Source organism: Streptomyces sp. NPDC040405, from assembly GCF_055595765.1.
On sequence record NZ_JBVIVI010000009.1, the window covers coordinates 251,302 to 270,209 of the forward strand.

Below are 18,908 nucleotides of genomic sequence, written 5' to 3' on the forward strand. Positions count from 1 at the left end.
GGCCCTGACCTCAGCGGGCGGGCGGCACCGAGACGGCCATGGTCATCTCCACCGGTACGTCCCCGTCGTTGCGGTAGGTGTGCGGGGCGTTGGCCTCGAAGGCAGCCGAGGTCCCGGTCGGCACGGTGTGCTCCCGGCCCCCGATGACCAGGGTCAGCTCGCCCGCGGTCACCCGCAGCAGCTCGAACGTACCGGCCGGGTGCGGGTCGGAGGCGCTGCCGTCGCCGGGCATCAGCCGCCAGTCCCACATCTCCAGCGGTCCGTTCGCCTCCGTGCCCACCAGCAGCGCGGTATAGCTGCCCGCGTCGGTGGACCACATCCGCACGGCCTGCTCGGCGGGGACGAAGGTCACCTGGGGGCCCTGCTCGTAGTCGAGGAGCGTCGTGATGCTCACGCCGAGCGCGTCGGCGAGCTTCACGGTGGTGCCGACGCTGGGGTTCGTACGGGCCTGCTCGATCTGGATGATCATGCCCCGGCTGACCCCGGCGCGCGCGGCGAGGGCGTCGAGGGTGTAGCCGCGTTCGTTGCGCCAGCGCTTGAGGTTGCGGGCGAGCGACTGCGTGAGCTGATCGAGGTCCGTCACAGTTCCAGTCCAATATTGTGAATGGCGGAGTCGAAATTAGTGAACTACGGTGTGCTGTACTCCAGCGTCCATCACACTGTACGGCGAGGTTTCACCATGTCCGCACTCTTCGCTCTTGCCACCAGCCTGATGTGGGGGCTGGCCGACTTCGGCGGAGGGCTGCTCACCCGGCGCACTCCCGCGCTCACGGTGGTCGTCGTCTCGCAGGTCATCGCGGTGACCGTGCTCGGCGCGATCGTGGTGGCCACCGGCGGCTGGTCCGAGGCCGGTCCGCAGCTGTGGTTCGCCGCGGCGGCGGGCGTGGTGGGCCCGGCCGCCATGCTCTGCTTCTACCGGGCGCTCGCGCTCGGCCCGATGGGCGTCGTCTCCCCGCTCGGCGCCCTGGGCGGGGTCATGGTGCCGCTCGCGGTCGCGATCGTGCTCGGCGAGCGGCCCGGGCTGCTCCAGCTGGCCGGGGTCGTGGTGGCGGTGGCCGGAGTGGTGCTGGCGGGCGGGCCGCAGACCGGCGGCGCCCCCGTCCAGCGGCAGACCCTGCTGCTCACCCTGGTCGCCGCGCTGGGCTTCGGCTCGGTGATGGCGCTGATCGCCGAGGCGTCCTCCACCCTGACCGGGCTGTTCCTCGCGCTGTTCGTGCAGCGGGTGTGCAACGTGGCGGTCGGCGGCACCGCGCTGCTGATCTCCGTACGGCGCGGCGCCTCCGCGCTGCCCGAGGGCGGCATGCGCGTCGTCGCGGCGTCCCTGCCCGCGCTCGCCTTCGTGGGGCTGGCCGACGTCGCCGCCAACGGCACGTACAACCTGGCGGCCCACCACGGTCCGGTCACCACCGCCGCCGTACTCGCCTCGCTGTACCCGGTGGTGACCGCACTCGCCGCCCGCGGGCTGCTGGGCGAGCGGCTGCGCGCGGTGCAGGCGACCGGCGCCGGGCTCGCCCTGGTGGGCACCGTGCTGCTGACGACGGGCTAACGTGCCGGGGACGAGACGTACGAGCCGAAGGAGACGGCAGTGGCGGAGCGGGCGCTGATCGCGGGAGTGGGCGGCAAGGAGCCGAAGGTCGATCCGGAGGCGTTCACCGCCCCGACCTCCGTGGTGATCGGCGATGTGTCGGTGGCCGCGGGAGCGAGCGTCTGGTACCACGCCGTGCTGCGCGGGGACGCCGAGTCGATCAGCGTGGGCGCGCAGAGCAACATCCAGGACAACTGCACCGTGCACGCCGACCCCGGCTTCCCGGCCAGCGTCGGCGAGCGGGTGACCGTGGGCCACAACGCAGTGCTGCACGGCTGCACCGTCGAGGACGACGTCCTGGTCGGCATGGGCGCCACGGTGCTGAACGGCGCGCACATCGGCGCGGGCTCGCTGATCGCCGCCCAGGCGCTGGTGCCGCAGGGGATGCGGGTGCCGCCGGGCTCGCTGGTCGCGGGGGTTCCGGCGAAGGTCAGGCGCGAGCTGACCGAGGAGGAGCGGGAGCACGTCCGGATCAACGCCGAGGGCTATGTGGAACTGGCCCGCCACCACCGCGCGGCGACGGAGGAGCGGGCCGGCAGGGACTGAGGGAAGCGGGTTACTCGGCGGCCGGGACGGGCTCCGGCTCGGCCGCCCCGGACCCGGCCGTCCCGGTCTTGGCGACCGCCACCGGCTGCTGGGCCTCGCGGGCCTCCCGGGCCGCCTGGGCCTTCTTCGAGCGCCACTTCATCACCAGCATCGAGCCGAGTCCGAAGCACAGCGCGAGGACGAGCCCGAGCCAGGAGAAGCGCTTGAGCCAGTCCTCGGCGACCTTCCCGACGGAGTAGATGACCGCGGTGGTGCCGCCCGCCCAGACGATGCCGCCGAGCACGTTGGCGATGGCGAACTTCCAGTACGGCATGCGCAGCACGCCCGCGAGCGGGCCCGCGAAGATGCGCAGCAGCGCGATGAAGCGGCCCACGAAGACCGCCCACATGCCCCACTTCTGGAAGGACCGCTCGGCGGTCGCCACATGATCGGCGCTGAAGTGCTTGGGGAATTTACGGCCCAGCCAGGTGAGCAGGGGCTGACCGCCCTTGCGGCCGATCAGATAGCCGATCGAGTCGCCGATCACGGCTCCCGCGATGGCGCTGGCACCCAGGACGTACGGATTGATGTGGTCCTGGGAGGCCGCCAGCAGCGAGGCGCTGACGAGGACGATCTCTCCGGGAAGCGGGATGCCCAGGCTTTCGAGGCCGATGACCAGGCCGACGAGCAGATACACGCTGATCGCGGGTACGGTTTCGAGCCATTCCTCGATGTGCAACGCCGGTTCCCTCCCGTATGCCGATCCCTTGTCGGCGCACGCCCGATCGAGCGCACTCGGGAAGCGTACTCAATCGGCGCGGCCGCCACATTCCACGATGGGTGGTCCAGGCCACATCGGCTCGCCGGACGGCTCCGTACGAGGGGGAGGCACCGCCGTACGAGGGAGACACAGGCCGCTCCTGAGCCCTGCGGCAGGTCCGCTCCTCAGTCCTGCGGCCGCAGGGTCCAGGTGATGGACATCTCCCCGGTGACCGCTCCGTCCTCGCGCGCGATCTCGATCCGTACGGGAAATTCGGGGCGCTCGCCCGCGTCGAGTCCGGCCACCACCTCGGCCACCGGGCGGCCGAGCCGGGCGGTCGCGGTGACCGGCCCCTTGGCGAGCTTCTTGTAGTCGATCTCGGCGCGCACGGCCAGCGGTACGGCGCGCTGCAGCTGGTCGCCGAAGGCGGCGAGCACGATCGCGCCGGACGCGGATTCGGCCAGGGTGAACATCGCCCCCGCGTGCGGTCCGCCGACGTGGTTGTGGAAGTCGGGCTGGTCGGGCAGGCGCACCACGGCACGCTCGGGAGACGCCTCGACGAACTCCAGGTTCAGGGTGCGGACCATGGGCACGGTGGCCGCGAGCATGTCGCCGATGGACGGCAGAGTCTCTGACATACCCCAGAAGTTACCACCCAGTAGGAAACTCGGGAAAGGGGCGGCCGTAGCCGCTGTCGGCCACCCCCTCTATCGTTATCGGCCATGTGGCCAGGACAGCAGCCGCCCGGGGGCGAGCAAAACCCGCAGGATCAGAACCCCTATCAGCAACCGGGGTACCAACAGCCCAACCCGTACCAGCAGCCGGGTTATCAGCAGCCGAATCCGTATCAGCAGCCACAGCCGCCGGGGTACCCCGGCCAGCAGGGGCAGCCGGGCCAGCAGCCCGGTTACGGACCGCCGCAGAACCAGCCCGGACACGGCTGGAACACGCCGTCCGGACCAGCCGGGGCACCGCAGCCGCCGCCGGACAAGAAGAAGCGCACGGCGACCATCGCGATCGTCGCCGCGGTGGCGGTCGTCGCGGCGGCCGTGATCACCGGCGTCGTCGTCCTGAACCAGGACGACAGCAAGGACGACGAGGCGAAGAAGGACGACAAGAAGCCCGCGGCTCCCTCGTCCGCCGCCTCCGCCCCGGCCGAGGACCCCTCCACCAGTGGCGAGGACAACCCGCGTGCCGGTGGCGACGCGGTCCAGGTGAAGCCGGTGATACCCGGCTGGCAGACGGTCGTCAGCCCCAAGCGGCACGACGCCTTCGACGTGCCCAAGAACTGGTCGGTCAAGAAGTCGGGCCTGAGCATCGGTTTCGAGGACGACAAGGGCAACCCGCTCGTCATCATGTCCGCCCCGGCCAAGTACAAGGAAAACGCCTGCACGGTCAAGGGCAAGGACGGCGAGGACGAGACCAGCGGCATCGCCGGGGTCGGCACCAAGGGCGCGCAGGGCGCCAAGACCGAGGCATCCGCCGCCAAGATCGAGGCCGAGAACTGGGTCTTCGCCGCCTTCGACCAGAAGCAGACCGGCACCCGCAAGGTCACCGACGCCAAGCCGTTCAAGAGTGACCACGGGCTCAAGGGCTACACCTCCACGGCGACGGTCACCGGCGTCAAGAAGACCGACAAGTGCGTCACGGACGGCAAGGCGGTCACCGTCACCTACACCGACGTCAACGGCGACTTCGCGACCTGGGTGCTCTACTCCGCCAAGGGCGTCAAGGACGAGGTTCCGGACGCCACGATCAAGAAGATCATGAGCACGCTGCGTCCGGTGAAGTCCGAGGACGGCTACTGATCGACGCGGCCGGAATCTGGTTGGACGCCGGGGCCCGCCCCCGGGGATAGTCCGCTGCGTGACCACTCCCCCGGCCTCGCGTCCCCGACCGCACCGCCCCGCGTGGGCGGGCCGCAACTACACCCTGCTGACCGCCGCCGCGGTGGTGACGGGTCTCGGAAACGCCGGGGCCCTCATCGCGGCGGCGTTCGCGGTCCTGGACGCGGGCGGGGACGGCGGCGACGTCGGGCTCGTCGCCGCGGCCCGCACCCTCCCCCTCGTCGCCTTCCTGCTGATCGGCGGCGCGTTGGCGGACCGGCTGCCGCGGCACCGGGTGATGGTCGCGGCCAACGCCCTCAACTGCGCCTCGCAGGGCCTCTTCGCGGCGCTCGTGCTCTCCGGCGAGGCGCGGCTGTGGCAGATGGCCGTGCTCGCCGGGCTCGGCGGCATCGGGCAGGCGTTCTTCGGCCCGGCCGCCGAGGGCATGCTGTTCTCCAGCGTCACCTCCGAACAGTCCGCCCGCGCCTTCGCGTTGTTCCGGATGGGCCTGAACGGCTCGCAGATCGGCGGCGCCGCGCTGGGCGGCGCGCTGGTGGCGGTCGTCGGCCCGGGCTGGGTGCTGGCCCTCGACGCCGCCGCCTTCGCCGCCGCCGGGGCGCTGCGCGCGCTGCTCGACGTCGGCCACCTCGCGCCGCGCGAGCCCGGCGGCGGCATGCTGCGCGATCTGCGCGAGGGCTGGCGGGAGTTCATCGGACGGCCCTGGCTGTGGAGCATCGTGGTGCAGTTCTCCGTCGTCAACGCCGTGGTGGCCGCGGCCGAGGCGGTGTACGGGCCGCTGGTCGCCGAGGAACATCTCGGCGGGGCGCGGCCCTGGGGGCTGGCGCTCGCGGCGTTCGGCGCGGGCAACGTCGTCGGCGGGCTGGCGATGATGCGCTGGAGACCGCGTCGGCTGCTGCTCGCGGGCGCCCTGTGCGTGCTGCCGTTCGCCCTGCCGTCGGCCGCGCTCGCCGTACCGCTGTCCGCGCCCGGGCTGGGCGTGGTGATGTTCGTCGCGGGGGCGTCGGTCGAGGTGTTCGGGGTGTCCTGGATGACCGCGCTGCACCAGGAGATCCCCGAGGACAAGCTGTCCCGGGTGGCGGCGTACGACTGGCTGGGCTCCATCGCCCTGGTCCCCGTCGCCACCGCCCTCGCGGGCCCGGCCGAGAGCGCGTTCGGCCGGACGGCCGCGCTCTGGGGCTGCTCGGCGCTGATCCTGCTGCTGACCCTGGCGGTGCTGTGCGTACCGGACGTACGGCGGCTTCGGCGCCGCGAACCGGCCCCGGTCGCCGAGGGGATGCCCAGCGCGGAGCCCGCGGCGGCCCCGGAGAAGCGCTGAGGCCCGCCGCCTGACGTACGTGCCGTACCCGCCGCGCCGTCAGCCGACGCTGAACGCGCCGCCCGGCGGCTCCGGCGACGGCACCGCGTCCTCGTCCCGCACCGGCACCGCGTCGCCCGTGAACCGCTCCAGCGCCGCCCCGTACTCCACCCGCGCCGGGAACGCGTCGGCCGCGGTACGCCGCGCCAGCGCCCCGACCGGCAACTCGCCCTGCGAGGCCACCAGCACCACGTTCCCGAACCGGCGGCCGCGCAGCACCGCGGGCTCCGCGATCAGGCACACCTCCACGAACACGGCGTGGAACGTGGCCAGTTGGGAGCGGAGGAAAGTGAACGGCGCGCTGTCGGCGAGGTTGGCCATATAGCACCCGCCGGGGCGCAGCACCCGGGCCGCGGCGCGCGCGTACGCGACCGAGGTGAGATGCGCGGGCACCCGCGAGCCGCCGAACACATCGGCCACGATGACGTCCGCGGACGCGTCGGGCGCGGCCTCCAGCGCGGCGCGGGCGTCCACCCGGCGCACCGCGATGCCCGCGCCGTCCGACGGCAGCGGCAGGTGCTCGGCGACCAGCTCCAGCAGCCCGCCGTCGGCCTCGACCACCTGCTGCCGGGAGCCGGGCCGGGTGGCGGCCAGATAGCGGGGCAGGGTCAGCGCCCCGCCGCCCAGATGCAGGGCGTCCAGCGGCGCACCGGACTCGCCGGTCTCGTCCAGGACATGGGCGAGGCGGCGCGCGTACTCGAACTCCAGGTGGCCGGGGTCGTCCAGGTCGACGTACGACTGGGGTGCGCCGTCCACCGTGAGCAGCCAGGCGCGCGGGCGGTCCAAGTCCGGCATCAGCTTGGCGGTTCCATGGTCCACGGCCCGGGTCACGGGTATCGGCTCGTTCACGTCCCCATTGTGCCGTCCCGGGCAGGCCGTCCCGGGCAGGCGGTGCCGTCCCGGGCAGGCCACGACTCCCGCCCGCCCTCCCCGGCGGGGTCGGGCGAGCGGGAGCCGTCCCTACGGCTGGTCGAGCACGGTGAGCACCGTGCCCGCGCCCACCGTGCGGCCGCCCTCGCGGATCGCGAAGCCGAGCCCCGGCTCCAGCGGCACCGCGCGGCCCAGCTCCACCGTCACGGTGACGGTGTCACCGGGGCGGGCCGTCCCGGCGGCCCCGAGGTCCACCTCGCCGACCACATCGGCCGTGCGGAGGTAGAACTGCGGCCGGTAGCCGGAGACCACCGGGGTGCGCCGACCGCCCTCGGCCGCCGACAGCACGTACACCCTCGCCGTGAAGCGCCGCCGGGGGACGACACTGCCGGGCGCCGCGACCACCTGCCCGCGGCGCACCGCGTCCCGGGCCACCCCGCGCAGCAGCAGCGCCACGTTGTCGCCCGCCTCGGCGGACTCCATGGGTTTGCTGAAGGTCTCGACGCCCGTGACGACGGTCGTCACGTCCGCGCCGAGCACCTCGACGCGGTCGCCGACGCGCACCGTGCCGCGCTCGATGGCGCCGGTGACCACCGTGCCGCGGCCGGTGATGGTCAGCACGTTCTCCACCGGCAGCAGGAACGGCGCGTCGAGGTAACGCACCGGCGTCGGTACGTAGATGTCGACGGCGTCGAGCAGCGCCTCGATCGCCCCGGTCCAGCGCGGGTCGCCGTCCAGCGCGCGCAGCCCCGAGACCCGTACGACGGGCGTGGTCTCGCCGGGATAGCCGTGCGCGGACAGCAGCTCGCGCACCTCCAGTTCGACCAGGTCGGTGAGCTCGGGGTCGCCCGCGTCGGCCTTGTTGAGGGCGACCACGATGTGGTCGACCCCCACCTGCCGGGCGAGCAGCACGTGTTCGGCGGTCTGCGGCATGACGCCGTCGAGCGCGGAGACGACGAGGATGGCGCCGTCGAGCTGGGCCGCACCGGTCACCATGTTCTTGATGAAGTCGGCGTGGCCGGGCATGTCGACGTGCGCGTAGTGCCGGGTGTCGGTCTCGTACTCGACGTGCGCGATGTTGATGGTGATGCCGCGCGCGGCCTCCTCCGGCGCCCGGTCGATGCGGTCGAACGGCACGAAGGTGCCGCCGGAGCCGCGCTCGCTGAGCACCTTGGTGATGGCGGCGGTGAGCGTCGTCTTGCCGTGGTCGACGTGGCCCATGGTGCCGATGTTCAGATGCGGCTTGGTGCGCACGTAACCCTGCTTGGACACCTTGGAGGTGTTGGACACCTTGGACGTGGCGGACATAGGACTGTTCCTCCTCGGAACGACAGGGAAGCGCGGACCCCAAGTGCCTGGCCGACCCTCCCCTGGCGGGGTCCGTCGGAGAGGTCCGAGGAGGGTCAGCTTCGGGCGCCGTCGAGGTGGGTGGCTGTCACGGCCACGGCGGCGGCAGCGAGCGCTGCGGCAGCGGTGGCGTCGGAGAAGGTGGCGGCAGCCTTCGGCGCGTCCGCGACCGCGGACGTCGTCATGGGGAAGGCATACCGGAACATGCGGTGATCATTGCGCACCGTTCGGTCCCCGTCGAATGGTTTTCGCGGCGCACGGGACCGGTGCGGCGCGGGCGAACCCCTGGTGTCCATGAGGTGGTCGACCGGGCGGCCGCATGTATCGGCGGGGCGACAACCAGCCGACGAGCGGGCGACATCACAGCGTGCGCCGGGCCCGGTCGGTTACGCTCCCCCGATGCTCGACGTCGCCGTCCCCGCCCCGAAACCGGCCGTGCGCCGCGCCCGCGCCGTGCTGTTCTCGCCGTGGTCACGGCTGGGGCTGCTCGCCGCGCTGCTGGGCGGCTCCGCGGCCGCGGTGTGGGTGTGGCAGCCGCACCGGCTGCTGGCCGACGGCTGGTCGCCGCAGCTGTCGGGGGCGTCGGCCGTGGTGCTGTTCGCGGCCGCGTACGGGCTGTGCACCGCCGCGCTGGTGCCGAGGCCGCTGCTGAACCTGGCGGCGGGTGTGCTCCTCGGCGCCCAGGTTGGTCTCGCCGCGGCGGTCGCCGGTACGGTGCTCGGCGCCGGGATCTCCTTCGGCCTGGGCAGACTGCTGGGCCAGGACGCGCTGCGCCCGCTGCTGCGGGGCCGCTGGCTGGGCGCGGCCGACCGGCAGCTGAGCAGACACGGCTTCCGCTCGATGCTGGCGATCCGGCTCTTCCCCGGCGTGCCGTTCGCCGTCGCGAACTACTGCGCGGCGATCTCGCGGATGGGCTGGCCCGCCTTCCTGCTGGCGACCGGGCTCGGCTGTGTGCCGAACACGGCGGCGTACGTGGTGGCGGGCGGCCATGCGGCCACGCCCACCTCGCCCGTCTTCCTCATCGCACTGGCCTGCATCGCCGTACCGGCCCTCGGCGGGCTCGTCGTGGCCTGGCGCAAGCGCGGCAGGCTGCGGGGCGCGTGAAGGAACGACGTGGGCGAACGCAACCCGGAAGAGCGGCAAGTACCCCTGCTCATATGGGTAAACCGGCCCTCGCACCGGGCCCTTGGCAGTCCGTTCGCCCGGGGACGCTACGCTGCCACCACAACCGGTTGCCGGTCCCCGGCCATCGGCCTTCACCTCGGCCGCCCCGCCTGTTCCGGCATGCCCCGGAGCAGCGCATGATCAGCCTTTGGATAGCGTAGACCCAATGTCGTGGTTTGAATCATTCATCCTCGGGCTGGTCCAGGGGCTGACCGAGTTTCTTCCGATTTCCTCCAGCGCCCATCTGCGCCTCACCGCCGCCTTCGCGGGCTGGACCGACCCTGGCCCCGCCTTCACGGCCATTACCCAGATAGGCACCGAGCTGGCGGTGCTCATCTACTTCCGCAAGGACATAGCCAGGATCGTGAGCGCCTGGTTCCGCTCCCTGTTCAACAAGGAGTGGCGCGGCGACCACGATGCCCAGATGGGCTGGCTGGTGATCGTCGGCTCGATCCCGATCGGTGTGCTCGGCCTCACACTGCAGGACGCGATCGAGGGCCCGTTCCGCGATCTGCGGCTCATCGCCACCACCCTCGTCGTCATGGGCATCGTGCTCGGCTACGCCGACCGGCGGGCCGCGCGCGACGAGACGGGCGGCAAGCACCGCGTCGCCAGCCAGCGCAAGTCGCTGCAGGAGCTGAGCGTCCGGGACGGACTGATCTTCGGTATATGCCAGGCGATGGCGCTCGTCCCCGGTGTCTCCCGGTCCGGCGCGACCATCAGCGGTGGTCTGCTCATGGGCTACACCCGCGAGGCCGCGGCCCGCTACTCCTTCCTCCTCGCCGTCCCGGCCGTACTGGCCTCCGGGGCCTTCGAGCTGAAGGACGCGTCCGAAGGACACACCGCCTGGGGTCCGACGATCTTCGCGACCGTCATCGCCTTCGTCGTCGGCTACGCCGTCATCGCCTGGTTCATGAAATTCATCTCCAGCAAGAGCTTCATGCCCTTCGTGATCTACCGGATCGTGCTGGGCCTGGCACTCTTCGCCCTGATCGGCTTCGGCGTGCTGAGCGCGCACGCGGCCGAGTCGGCGGGCTGACCTCCGACTTCACGAGTTTGAGGGATGGGCCGCCGGCCGAGGAGGGAGGAGGTCCGGCGGCCCCTTCGCCCAGGTCTGGCGCCCCCTGAGCGGTATACGAAGAGTCAACCGCCACGCGGCGCGCGGCGGGAGGGTGTGCGATAGATATATGCAAGCACTCTGGTCACACGGGGTGTGAATACATCACACTCCGCACAACCTCTCCCCCGAACTGCGGCTCATCCCGCCCCGCTCCTCCCCTCGCGCACCACCTCGACCAGCTCCCCCAGCTCCGAGACCCGCCAGTCCGCCCGCGCCACGTCGTCACCGGCCGCCCACAGATGCGCCCAGGGCCCCCGGCGGACGTGCGCGGCCCGCAGCCCGGCGGCCTGCGCCGCCCGGATGTCGAACACCGGATGGTCGCCCACGTAGAGCGTGCGGCCCGGCGCGGCCCCGCCCAGCTCGACGACCCGCGCGAAGAACCCCGGGTCGGGCTTGGCCACTCCCCACTCGTCGGACATCGCGAGGGCATCCACCGGCAGCTCCAGAGCGCGCAGCAGCTCCCCTGTGCGCACCGGCTGGTTCCCCGCCACCACGACCCGCACCCCCAGCGCACGCAGCGCCCCGAGCGCGGGCCGGACATCCGGATACAGATCGCGCTCCGCCAGCCACTCCCCGCGCCCCGCCGCATCCCACGCCCGCCGCTCCGCGGCGACATCCGCCCCCGGCTTGGCCAGCCGGATCGCCTCCCCGTCCTCCCGCCCCTGCGCGACGACGGCTCCCACCAGGGCGGACATCGTGTGCGGGGGCACGCCGAGCCAGTCGGCCCACGCGGCCCAGTAGCGGTCCTCCCGCACCAGCGTGGAGCCGACATCGAAGGCAACGACGTCGATCACCGCTCCTACTCCTTCTCCCCCGCCCAGTCCGCGTACCGGACCCGCGCGATCTCCAGTACCTCGCCGACCGTCCCCCACTCGTTCTTCCCCAGCCGCGCCAGCGGCCGCAGCCTGCCCACCTCCGGGTGCCCGTCGACCATCACCCCGTCGTCGACCGCGGCATGCACCACCCGCCCGAACACCACGGTCGAGTCCCCCAGCAGCATGGTGCTGTGCAGCTCACACTCCAACGCCACCGGCGACTCCGCCACCCGAGGCGGCCGCACCCGCACACTCTCCTCCCGCGCCACCCCGACGGCCTCGAACTCGCTCACCCCACGCGGAAAGTCCGTAGCCGTCCCATTGATCGTCTCGAACATCCGCTCCGGCGCGAGGTTCACCACGAACTCCCCGGTCTCCTCCACATTCCGCAGCGAGTCCTTCCGCCCGACGGACGTGAACTGCACGACGGGTGGGGACACGCAGGCAACGGTGAAGAAGGAGTGCGGCGCCAGGTTCGCCGACAGCGTGTCCGGGTTGATGGTGGACACCCAAGCGATCGGCCGCGGCACGACGACCGAGGTCAGCAGCTTGTAGAAGGGGTTCCGGCCGACGGTCTCAGGATCAAAGTCGATACGCATACGCCCCAGTATCCGCAACCCCGCCAGCCCACCCCAACGACGCCCCGCGGTCTCACCCAGCCCTGAGTTCACGGAACGTGCCCGGTACCGGAAGGCACAAGCGCCCGGAGCCGAGCACCACCATGTCCGCCCCATCCCTGTGGGAAGACTTCGAGATCCCGCCCGACAGCGATGCTCGGCATGACCCTGGTCAGCGCCACCGCCTTGTGCTGGCGCTGGGGCCGCCCCTTGGCTCGTTGGTCCTTGCGCCTAACGGAGTCCTATCAGGACCCCATACCGAGATGCGCTCCACCGGCGACGTCGAGAGAGACGCCGGTGATGTACCGGTTGGCCCGGTCCGTGAGGAAGCCGATCGCGTTGGCGACCTCGGCCGGTTCGGCGAAGCGTCGCATGGGGAGCTGCGCGGCGCGAGCGTCGCGTGCTGCCTGCGCGGAGCCGGACTGGTCGGCGAGCAGTGTCCACATCGGCGTGTTCACCGGTCCGGGGTTGACGGTGTTGACCGAGATCCCGTCCGGTCCGAGGATCTTCGCCATCGACCACATGATGTGCAGCACGGCGATCTTGCTAGCGTTGTACGGCAGGTAGTCGATCCGCGCTTCCTTGGCCGCGACCGACGACAGAAGCAGAATGGTGCCCTTCGTGCCGCTGCCCCGCATGAGGTTCGCGACCTCGCGCGTGATGGTGAACGTGCCCGTGGCGTTGATGCGCATGGTGCGCTCGAACTCCTCGGTCGTGGTCGCCAGCGGAGCGGGGGTGCCGCCGAGCACCCCCGCGGCGTGGACGAGGACGTCGATGCGGCCGTGCTCGGCGACGATCCGGCGCACCACTTCGGCGGTCTGCTGCTCGTCGGTGACGTCGAGCTCGGAGAAGCCGGCGACGTCCTGCCCGTCGAGCGGCGCGAGATCCGCCCCGACGACGATGTCCCCGCGCGCCTGCAGCGCCTCGACGACGGCCGCGCCGATGCCGCCGCTGGAGCCGGTGACCAGGGCGACCTGGGGCAGCGGCGCTACTGCACTGCTTTGCTGGACCACGCGCGTCCCTCCTGCTCCTCGGTGGGCAGGCCTGCCGCCGCGAGGATCTTGTCGAGTAGTTGCTGGGTCTTGACCGCTTCCCATCCGGAGGTCAGCGGCTGTTGCCGGTCCTGAACGCGGTCGAGGAAGTGGCGGACCGCGTCGGCGAAGCCGAAGGTCTCGGTCGCGGTCGCCCAGCCGAACGCCTCCGGGCTCATCGACCGGACGGTGCGGACGCCGTCCGCCGTCACCGCGACGGTGTCGGGGGCGATGACCTCCGCCGAGCGCAGCTGCCCGTACGCGTCGAGCTTCTCACCCCACGCGCCGGCGGCTCGGGCCGCGACCAGCAGGCCCGTGTTCCCGGTCGAGAACCGGATGAGGGCGGCCGCGCCGTCCTCCTCCCAGGGGTCGGTTCCGGCGGCCGCGCTGGAGACCTCGACGACGTCTCCGCCGCAGAACCAGCGGAGGAGGTCCACCATGTGGATCGCGTTCTCGAACGTGGCCCGGTACTCGGAGCCGGCGCGGTTCTTCTGCGCGACGCAGAACGACGCTCCGGCCGCACCGAACGCTTCCCGCGCAGCGACGTACACGGGCGCGAACCGCCGGTTCAGGCCGACCATCAGGATGCGGCCGTGCTCGTCGGCGAGCTCCGCGAGGCGGACCGAGTCGGAGGTCGAGGTGGCTAGGGGCTTCTCGCAGAACACGTCGATGCCGGCGCGGAGGGCGCTCTCGACCGCCGCGACGTGCTCGGAGCGGGGAGTGAGCACGAAGACGGCGTCGAGCTCTTCGGCGTCGAGCATCGCGTCGACCGTGCGGTACACGTTCGCGAACCCCCACCGACGCTGCAGCAGGCTCGGGTCCTCGCGCCGCGACACCAGGGCGCGCAGCTCGACGTCGTCGCGCTGAACAAGGGTGGGCAGCTGCGCGATGCTGGCGATGTTGCCGGCGCCCACCACGCCGACGCGCAGTGCGGTCACGAGCGGACCTCGGCGTCCTGGCCGTTCGCCTCGAGATCGAGCTGCCGCAGCAGCGTACGGAGGTGCTCGGCGCCGCGACGGAATCCGATCTCGGGGGCGTCGAGATCCTGCGGATGCCACCGGTACTCGTATTCGAGCGAGAGCACGTCGTCGTAGCCGACCTCGCGGAGGCGCCGGAGGATGGGCGACCAGGCGAGGGCGCCGTCGCCGACGACGCGCGAGATGACGGCGCGTTCCTCGGCGCGCACGCGCGCCGTCTCGGACGCGACGAACGGGGCGTTCGAGTTCTTGAAGACAAGGTCCTTGACGTGCACGTGGCCGATGAGATCGCCCTGGACGGCGAAGGCGTCGTCGACGTCCTCGTCGTGGGTGAAGGTGAGGTTCGCCTGGTCGTAGAGCACGCGGACGGCGGGCGAGTCGACCGCGTGGATGAGCTTGGCGGTGTCGCGCGCGGTCTGCGTCATGGTGCCGAAGTGGTTCTCGGCGCAGAGCACGACGCCTGCGTCCGCCGCCGGGCCGGAGAGTTCCTGGAACGAGCGGACGAGCTGCGTCCAGTGCGCGGCGTGGTCCTGCTGGCCCGGCTGCCACGCGCCGGAATAGACGCGGATGCGGTTCGCGCCGACCGCGTGGGCGATGTCGATGGCCGACCGCAGCTCGTCGACGGCTGCTCCGCGCATGCGTTCGTCGGTCGCGTTGATACCGGTCGTGTACGGGGTGAGCCCGATGACCGGGATGCCTTCGCCGTCGGCGACGCGTGCCGCTTCCGCCGCTGCCGCGGCACCGCCGATGGGCAGACCGCTCGTGTAGTCGTCCTGGTAGATCACCTCGGCGGCATCCAGGCCGGCTCGGGCGAAGAGTTCAAGCGCTTCGGCAACGGTGTGGTCGGGAGTGCCGAGGGTGTGGCCGGCGATCTTCACGAGGGTGTCTCCGAGGTCTTCGAGGCCGAGTGGGTGTGCCAGTCGTGGGGGCCGACGAGACGCGGGGGATCGACGACCCGCGAGCGGTCGACGAACTCGAGGATGAGGCCCCAAGAGGTGCGGGCGTACACCCACCGGTTCCCGGCGACAGCGGGGCTGTCGCCGGCGACCTCCTTGCGCGCACCGAGGATCTCGATGCCCCGGAGGTCGGCGACCGCGTCGACGACGTCGTCTACGTCGTCGACGACGAAGCAGAGGTGGTGCCCGCCCGCATCGCTGGCGCGCGGGAACACGGGCGAGCGGTCCTCGCTCCACCACTGGAACAGCTCCACGTTCAGGTTCGGCGGCAGCCGGAGCATGCGCAGCTCCAGGTGCGCGTCCGCGGGCACGCCGAAGTGCTCCGGCATGACCGCGGCATCGGGTCCGCGGGTGGAGCGATAGAGCTCCTCGGCGCCGAGAAGGACGGTGAACAGGCGGGTGGCGTCGTCGAGGTCGGGGACGGTGAAGGCCACATGGTCCACGTATTGCAGACCGGGAAGGCGACCGGGGTGCGGGTTCATGAGCGGAGTTCCTGGGTGGAGGAGCGGATGAGAAGCGACGGCTCGAGCACGACGTGGTCGGGCGGGCCGCCGGCGATGAGGGCCTCGCCGAGTTCGATGGCGATCCGTCCGAGGTCGGTGATTGGCTGTCGGACACTGGTCAACCGGGGGTTGAACTGGGCGCCGAGGTCGAGGCCGTCGAAGCCGACCACCGACAGGTCGGCGGGCACGGTCAGTCCGCGCGAGCCGAGCTCGGAGATCATGGCGAACGCGATGAGGTCGTTGGAGGCGATCACCGCCGTCGGGCGGATCGGTTCCCGCATCCAGTGGTCCACGATCCCCGGCCCCGGATCGGCGCCGGGCGCCCCCTCCAGGACGACGGGCGGGATGGCGTGACGCTCGGCGGCGTGGTGGTAGGCGTCCCAGCGATCCTGGGCGGTGTACGTGCCGACGATCCCCGGGGCGTAGGCGATGTTCGCGTGGCCGAGACCAAGGAGGTGGTCGAAGGCGAGGTCGACGCCCCGGGCGCTGTCGACAGTGACGGTGGGCACGGCGGGGTCGTCTTCGACCCGGTCGATGACGACGACCCGGTTCGAAAACGCGTACCGGCGGAGCGCCTCGAGGTTGACCCGGGTTGAGGGGGCGACAATACCGAAGGGGGAGTACATGGAGTGCATCGCGCTCACGTAGTCGGCGGTCTGCCCGGTGTCGCCGTCGGTGATGCAGAGCATCAGCTGGTAGCCGCGTGCTTCGGCGGCGGCGGCGGTCGTGCGCGCCAGCTCGGCGAAGAACGGGTTGGTCATGTCCGGAACGATCAGCGGGATGAGGTTGCTCGAGCCGCGGCGGAGAGCCTGCGCGAGGGGGTTCATCGAGTACCCGAGCTCGGCTGCGACACGCAGCACGTGTTCCCGGGTCGCCGCGCGCACGGCATCCGGCTTCGAGAACGCGCGCGACACGGTCGAGCGGTGGACGCCGGCCGCTTCGGCGACGTCGTCGATGCTCACCTCAGCCACGACGCACCGTCCCCTCCAGGTGCGGCGACCAGATGAGCTCCATAGTGGTCAGAAGCTCGGCGAGCGTCGGCAGGCCCGCGAACCCGGTCGTGAGCGTGTCGGCGACGCCGGTGACGAACACGTCGTACAGCGGGTCGCTGTCGACCTCGAGGACGGCGCTCTTGGTGATGCCGGATTGGTCGGTGAACGTCGCGTAGCCGGTGGTGTCGACGGTGGCGAACCCGTTGGTCCCGGCCGCGGTGAAGCTGCAGTACCGCTTCAGCGGCGAGTTGGGGAACGCGTAGCCGACCTCGACGATTGCCTCGCGGCCCGTGACGGTGGTCAGGACCATCGTGGAGTGGTCGTCGACCGCCTCGCCGTGCAGCGTGGTGGAGAGCTTCTGGACGACGTCGACGGGGTGTCCGAGGTGGCGAATCGCCAGGTCGACGAAGTGCGGGCCGAGGTTCATTAGGCTGCCGCCGCCGGAGAGGGCGGGTTCGAGCATCCACGGGTTGCCGTTCCGCCGGTACCGCGAGGGCGGACCGGTGACGAACGCCATCCGCTCGTAGACAATGTCGCCGGCCTGTCGCAGCCAAGTGTCGATCGGGGCGCCGCGCTGGACGAGCGGCACGGTCGTCGGCACGGCGGCCGAGCGCGCCTCCTCCTCGATCGTCCGAAGGTCGTCGAGGCTCGCACCGGCTGGCTTCTCGATCACGAACGGGATACCGCGGTCGATGAGCTCCCGGCCGACCGCGAGCATCTCGTGGTGCGGGCAGAACACGAACGCCACGTCGGTGCCGTCCTGGTCCAGAGCCTCGTCGACGCTCGCCGCGACTGGTGCGCCCAAGGGCTCGGCGAATGCCCGAGAGACCGCGGGATCGGGGTCCTGCACCGCCGTCACGCGGAAATGTCGAGCGAGCCCGGCTCGGTACAGCGGCGCGTGCCAGTGGGACGCACCCAGCACCACGGCCGAGGGCCGAGGGGCCGAAGAGGAATGATCCACCGCAGTCGACTCCTTCGCCTAGATAAGGATCCCGGCGCATCAGTCGCCCTCCAGAATGAGAACGATTGCTGAGATCGATTGCAACCCAGGATGTAGCACCTCGCCGCGGTTCGTCAACGCATCCGGATCGCGGCTCGCGAAGCGCGCGAAAGTGGTGTACCCATCTGGGTCATGTTCCAGAAACTCGACGTCATAGAGACCATCCGCGATTCCGGCAACGTCCTCATCGTCCGCCTCGACACCGCCGAGGAGGCGTTCGAGGTCGCCTCGGCAGCCGTCGCCGGCGGCATCCGCGCCCTCGAGATCACCCTGTCGATCCCCGGCGCCCTCACCGTGATCGAGCGCCTGACCGAGCGCTTCGCCGGTGAAGACGTGGCCTTCGGCGCGGGTACCGTCCTCGACGGGCACGCCGCCTGGTCGAGCATTCAGGCCGGCGCGCAGTTCCTCGTCAGCCCGAACCTCAACCCCGAGATGATCCGCGTCGCCAACCGCTACCAGATCGCCACCATCAGTGGTGCCTACACACCGACCGAGATCCTCGATACGGCCGAGGCCGGCTCGGACATCGTCAAGCTCTTCCCCACCGAAGCCGGCGGCATCCCTTACGCCAAGGCGGTCCTGGCGCCGCTCGCGCACGTCCCGATCCTTCCGGCGGGTGGCGTCACCACCGCCAACGTCGGCGACTGGTTCGCCGCAGGCGTCGCGGCGGTCGGAGTGGGCAGCGCCATCACCAAGGCCGGCCGCCCCGACGGCGACATGGGCAAGGTCACCGCAGCGGCGAAGGACTTCGTGGCCGCGATCTCGCGAGTGAAGCGGTGACATCCGACGTCCGAGCCCTGCCCATCGCCTACATCACGCTCGGCGGGGCGGGGTCGGGTAAGTCGACCCTGTCGAGACACCTCAGCTCCCTCACGGGCGCGGCGTATCTCGACAAGGACACGCTCGCCGGGTCCCTCGTGCAAGTGGCTCTCGAGGCGTTCGGGCAGGATCCCTCCGATCGGGAATCGAACGAGCTGTACCTGCGGAGGGTCATGCCGGCCGAGTACGAGACGCTCTTCGCGACCGCCGGCCGGAATCTGGAACTCGGCCACTCCGTCGTCCTCGATGCGCCGTTCGTGGCGTACCTCGGAGACCCCGACTTCCTGCGTCACTCGACCGAGAGTGCAGGCTGGCCCGCCGCTCGCATCCGGGTGATCCACGTGCGCACCTCGCCCGAGGTCGTGCGGCAACGGTTGATCGAGCGCGGCAGCGAGCGGGACCGGGTCAAGCTCGCCGGATGGGACGTCTACTGGGAGCGGTTCGGTGCACTCGAGTGCCGCTGGAACACCGGCGAGCACGACATCGTCGTGAACGATGACGAGTCGGCGTTCACGCGTCTGCGTGAGCTGGTGCAGCAGATCTGACCGCTGCGTTCTCGGGGTCTGACGACCAGGATGACCGCTGGGGCTTGACAGCGAGGGCGGACCCGTATGACTGTTCGTAAC

Annotated in this window: 22 protein-coding genes; 8 read left to right on the forward strand and 14 right to left on the reverse strand. The window is 71.3% G+C overall.

The annotated features are described in order from the left end of the window. Positions 1-10: 10 nt before the first annotated feature. Positions 11-583: a helix-turn-helix domain-containing protein gene (locus ACZ59A_RS32455; protein WP_470966114.1), complete on the reverse strand. Its 573-nt coding sequence runs from the start codon at positions 581-583 to the stop codon at positions 11-13. Between the two features lie 96 nt (positions 584-679). Between ACZ59A_RS32455 and ACZ59A_RS32460 the strand changes: the two genes are divergently transcribed. Both ACZ59A_RS32460 and ACZ59A_RS32465 read left to right on the forward strand, forming a co-directional pair. Beyond that, on the forward strand, positions 680-1,546 hold the full coding sequence (locus ACZ59A_RS32460; protein WP_470966116.1) for an EamA family transporter: 867 nt from the start codon (positions 680-682) through the stop codon (positions 1,544-1,546). 39 nt (positions 1,547-1,585) lie between these two features. Next, positions 1,586-2,131, forward strand: a complete 546-nt coding sequence (locus ACZ59A_RS32465; protein ID WP_470966118.1) for a gamma carbonic anhydrase family protein — start codon at positions 1,586-1,588, stop codon at positions 2,129-2,131. A gap of 10 nt (positions 2,132-2,141) precedes the next feature. Here ACZ59A_RS32465 and ACZ59A_RS32470 read toward each other — a convergent pair whose 3' ends face one another. Both ACZ59A_RS32470 and ACZ59A_RS32475 read right to left on the reverse strand, forming a co-directional pair. Next, positions 2,142-2,849: a DedA family protein gene (locus ACZ59A_RS32470; protein ID WP_470966120.1), complete on the reverse strand. Its 708-nt coding sequence runs from the start codon at positions 2,847-2,849 to the stop codon at positions 2,142-2,144. A 206-nt stretch (positions 2,850-3,055) separates the two neighbouring features. After that, complete coding sequence (locus ACZ59A_RS32475) at positions 3,056-3,508, reverse strand: DUF4442 domain-containing protein (protein WP_470966122.1); 453 nt, start codon at positions 3,506-3,508, stop codon at positions 3,056-3,058. Between the two features lie 84 nt (positions 3,509-3,592). On the opposite strand from ACZ59A_RS32475, the gene ACZ59A_RS32480 reads away from it, so the two are divergent. After that, entirely contained in the window at positions 3,593-4,678 is a 1,086-nt protein-coding gene (locus ACZ59A_RS32480) for a DUF8017 domain-containing protein (RefSeq protein ID WP_470966125.1), read from the forward strand. 58 nt (positions 4,679-4,736) lie between these two features. Further along, a complete protein-coding gene (locus tag ACZ59A_RS32485; protein WP_470966127.1) occupies positions 4,737-6,032 on the forward strand; it encodes an MFS transporter in 1,296 nt (431 codons plus the stop codon). A 39-nt stretch (positions 6,033-6,071) separates the two neighbouring features. On the opposite strand, the gene ACZ59A_RS32490 is transcribed toward ACZ59A_RS32485, so the two are convergent. The 3 genes from ACZ59A_RS32490 to ACZ59A_RS32500 form a co-directional block, all read right to left on the reverse strand. Further along, positions 6,072-6,920 (reverse strand): spermidine synthase, encoded by an 849-nt coding sequence (locus ACZ59A_RS32490; protein ID WP_470966130.1) that lies wholly within the window; start codon positions 6,918-6,920, stop codon positions 6,072-6,074. A gap of 111 nt (positions 6,921-7,031) precedes the next feature. Beyond that, entirely contained in the window at positions 7,032-8,213 is a 1,182-nt protein-coding gene (gene tuf, locus ACZ59A_RS32495; RefSeq protein WP_470966534.1) for an elongation factor Tu, read from the reverse strand. Positions 8,214-8,344: 131 nt separating this feature from the next. Continuing rightward, positions 8,345-8,473 (reverse strand): hypothetical protein, encoded by a 129-nt coding sequence (locus ACZ59A_RS32500; protein WP_470966132.1) that lies wholly within the window; start codon positions 8,471-8,473, stop codon positions 8,345-8,347. A 214-nt stretch (positions 8,474-8,687) separates the two neighbouring features. Between ACZ59A_RS32500 and ACZ59A_RS32505 the strand changes: the two genes are divergently transcribed. Together ACZ59A_RS32505 and ACZ59A_RS32510 are read left to right on the forward strand one after the other, a co-directional pair. Further along, complete coding sequence (locus tag ACZ59A_RS32505) at positions 8,688-9,392, forward strand: TVP38/TMEM64 family protein (RefSeq protein ID WP_470966135.1); 705 nt, start codon at positions 8,688-8,690, stop codon at positions 9,390-9,392. A gap of 226 nt (positions 9,393-9,618) precedes the next feature. Continuing rightward, entirely contained in the window at positions 9,619-10,491 is an 873-nt protein-coding gene (locus ACZ59A_RS32510; RefSeq protein WP_470966137.1) for an undecaprenyl-diphosphate phosphatase, read from the forward strand. A gap of 218 nt (positions 10,492-10,709) precedes the next feature. Here ACZ59A_RS32510 and ACZ59A_RS32515 read toward each other — a convergent pair whose 3' ends face one another. From ACZ59A_RS32515 to ACZ59A_RS32550, 8 genes are all read right to left on the reverse strand, one after another. Then, positions 10,710-11,366 carry an HAD family hydrolase gene (locus tag ACZ59A_RS32515; RefSeq protein WP_470966140.1) on the reverse strand — a complete coding sequence of 219 codons (657 nt, stop codon included), beginning with the start codon at positions 11,364-11,366 and terminating at the stop codon, positions 10,710-10,712. A 5-nt stretch (positions 11,367-11,371) separates the two neighbouring features. Then, the gene (locus ACZ59A_RS32520) at positions 11,372-11,986 is read right to left on the reverse strand and encodes a flavin reductase family protein (protein WP_470966142.1); all 615 of its coding nucleotides are present in this window, start codon (positions 11,984-11,986) and stop codon (positions 11,372-11,374) included. Between the two features lie 263 nt (positions 11,987-12,249). Further along, a complete protein-coding gene (locus tag ACZ59A_RS32525) occupies positions 12,250-13,017 on the reverse strand; it encodes an SDR family NAD(P)-dependent oxidoreductase (protein ID WP_470966144.1) in 768 nt (255 codons plus the stop codon). Then, complete coding sequence (locus ACZ59A_RS32530; protein WP_470966147.1) at positions 12,993-13,973, reverse strand: Gfo/Idh/MocA family protein; 981 nt, start codon at positions 13,971-13,973, stop codon at positions 12,993-12,995. The genes ACZ59A_RS32525 and ACZ59A_RS32530 overlap by 25 nt, the downstream gene beginning before the upstream one ends. Next, the gene (locus tag ACZ59A_RS32535) at positions 13,970-14,890 is read right to left on the reverse strand and encodes a sugar phosphate isomerase/epimerase family protein (protein ID WP_470966150.1); all 921 of its coding nucleotides are present in this window, start codon (positions 14,888-14,890) and stop codon (positions 13,970-13,972) included. The genes ACZ59A_RS32530 and ACZ59A_RS32535 overlap by 4 nt, the downstream gene beginning before the upstream one ends. Then, positions 14,887-15,450 carry a VOC family protein gene (locus ACZ59A_RS32540; protein ID WP_470966152.1) on the reverse strand — a complete coding sequence of 188 codons (564 nt, stop codon included), beginning with the start codon at positions 15,448-15,450 and terminating at the stop codon, positions 14,887-14,889. The genes ACZ59A_RS32535 and ACZ59A_RS32540 overlap by 4 nt, the downstream gene beginning before the upstream one ends. Next, entirely contained in the window at positions 15,447-16,433 is a 987-nt protein-coding gene (locus tag ACZ59A_RS32545; protein ID WP_470966155.1) for a LacI family DNA-binding transcriptional regulator, read from the reverse strand. The genes ACZ59A_RS32540 and ACZ59A_RS32545 overlap by 4 nt, the downstream gene beginning before the upstream one ends. A 1-nt stretch (position 16,434) precedes the next feature. After that, on the reverse strand, positions 16,435-17,424 hold the full coding sequence (locus ACZ59A_RS32550; RefSeq protein ID WP_470966157.1) for a Gfo/Idh/MocA family protein: 990 nt from the start codon (positions 17,422-17,424) through the stop codon (positions 16,435-16,437). Positions 17,425-17,595: 171 nt separating this feature from the next. Here ACZ59A_RS32550 and ACZ59A_RS32555 point away from each other — a divergent pair, with 171 nt between their 5' ends. Both ACZ59A_RS32555 and ACZ59A_RS32560 read left to right on the forward strand, forming a co-directional pair. Continuing rightward, positions 17,596-18,243 carry a bifunctional 4-hydroxy-2-oxoglutarate aldolase/2-dehydro-3-deoxy-phosphogluconate aldolase gene (locus ACZ59A_RS32555; RefSeq protein WP_470966160.1) on the forward strand — a complete coding sequence of 216 codons (648 nt, stop codon included), beginning with the start codon at positions 17,596-17,598 and terminating at the stop codon, positions 18,241-18,243. After that, the gene (locus ACZ59A_RS32560) at positions 18,240-18,827 is read left to right on the forward strand and encodes a P-loop nucleotide/nucleoside kinase family protein (RefSeq protein ID WP_470966162.1); all 588 of its coding nucleotides are present in this window, start codon (positions 18,240-18,242) and stop codon (positions 18,825-18,827) included. The genes ACZ59A_RS32555 and ACZ59A_RS32560 overlap by 4 nt, the downstream gene beginning before the upstream one ends. The last annotated feature ends 81 nt before the right edge of the window (positions 18,828-18,908 follow it).

What these genes read in the sequence shown, in the direction of transcription:
- ACZ59A_RS32460 (WP_470966116.1), top strand. Translation starts at nt 680, where the DNA reads ATGTCCGCACTCTTCGCTCTTGCCACCAGCCTGATGTGGGGGCTGGCC.
- ACZ59A_RS32475 (WP_470966122.1), bottom strand. Translation starts at nt 3,508, where the DNA reads ATGTCAGAGACTCTGCCGTCCATCGGCGACATGCTCGCGGCCACCGTG.
- ACZ59A_RS32480 (WP_470966125.1), top strand. Translation starts at nt 3,593, where the DNA reads ATGTGGCCAGGACAGCAGCCGCCCGGGGGCGAGCAAAACCCGCAGGAT.
- ACZ59A_RS32500 (WP_470966132.1), bottom strand. Translation starts at nt 8,473, where the DNA reads ATGACGACGTCCGCGGTCGCGGACGCGCCGAAGGCTGCCGCCACCTTC.
- ACZ59A_RS32505 (WP_470966135.1), top strand. Translation starts at nt 8,688, where the DNA reads ATGCTCGACGTCGCCGTCCCCGCCCCGAAACCGGCCGTGCGCCGCGCC.
- ACZ59A_RS32510 (WP_470966137.1), top strand. Translation starts at nt 9,619, where the DNA reads ATGTCGTGGTTTGAATCATTCATCCTCGGGCTGGTCCAGGGGCTGACC.
- ACZ59A_RS32520 (WP_470966142.1), bottom strand. Translation starts at nt 11,986, where the DNA reads ATGCGTATCGACTTTGATCCTGAGACCGTCGGCCGGAACCCCTTCTAC.
- ACZ59A_RS32540 (WP_470966152.1), bottom strand. Translation starts at nt 15,450, where the DNA reads ATGAACCCGCACCCCGGTCGCCTTCCCGGTCTGCAATACGTGGACCAT.
- ACZ59A_RS32555 (WP_470966160.1), top strand. Translation starts at nt 17,596, where the DNA reads ATGTTCCAGAAACTCGACGTCATAGAGACCATCCGCGATTCCGGCAAC.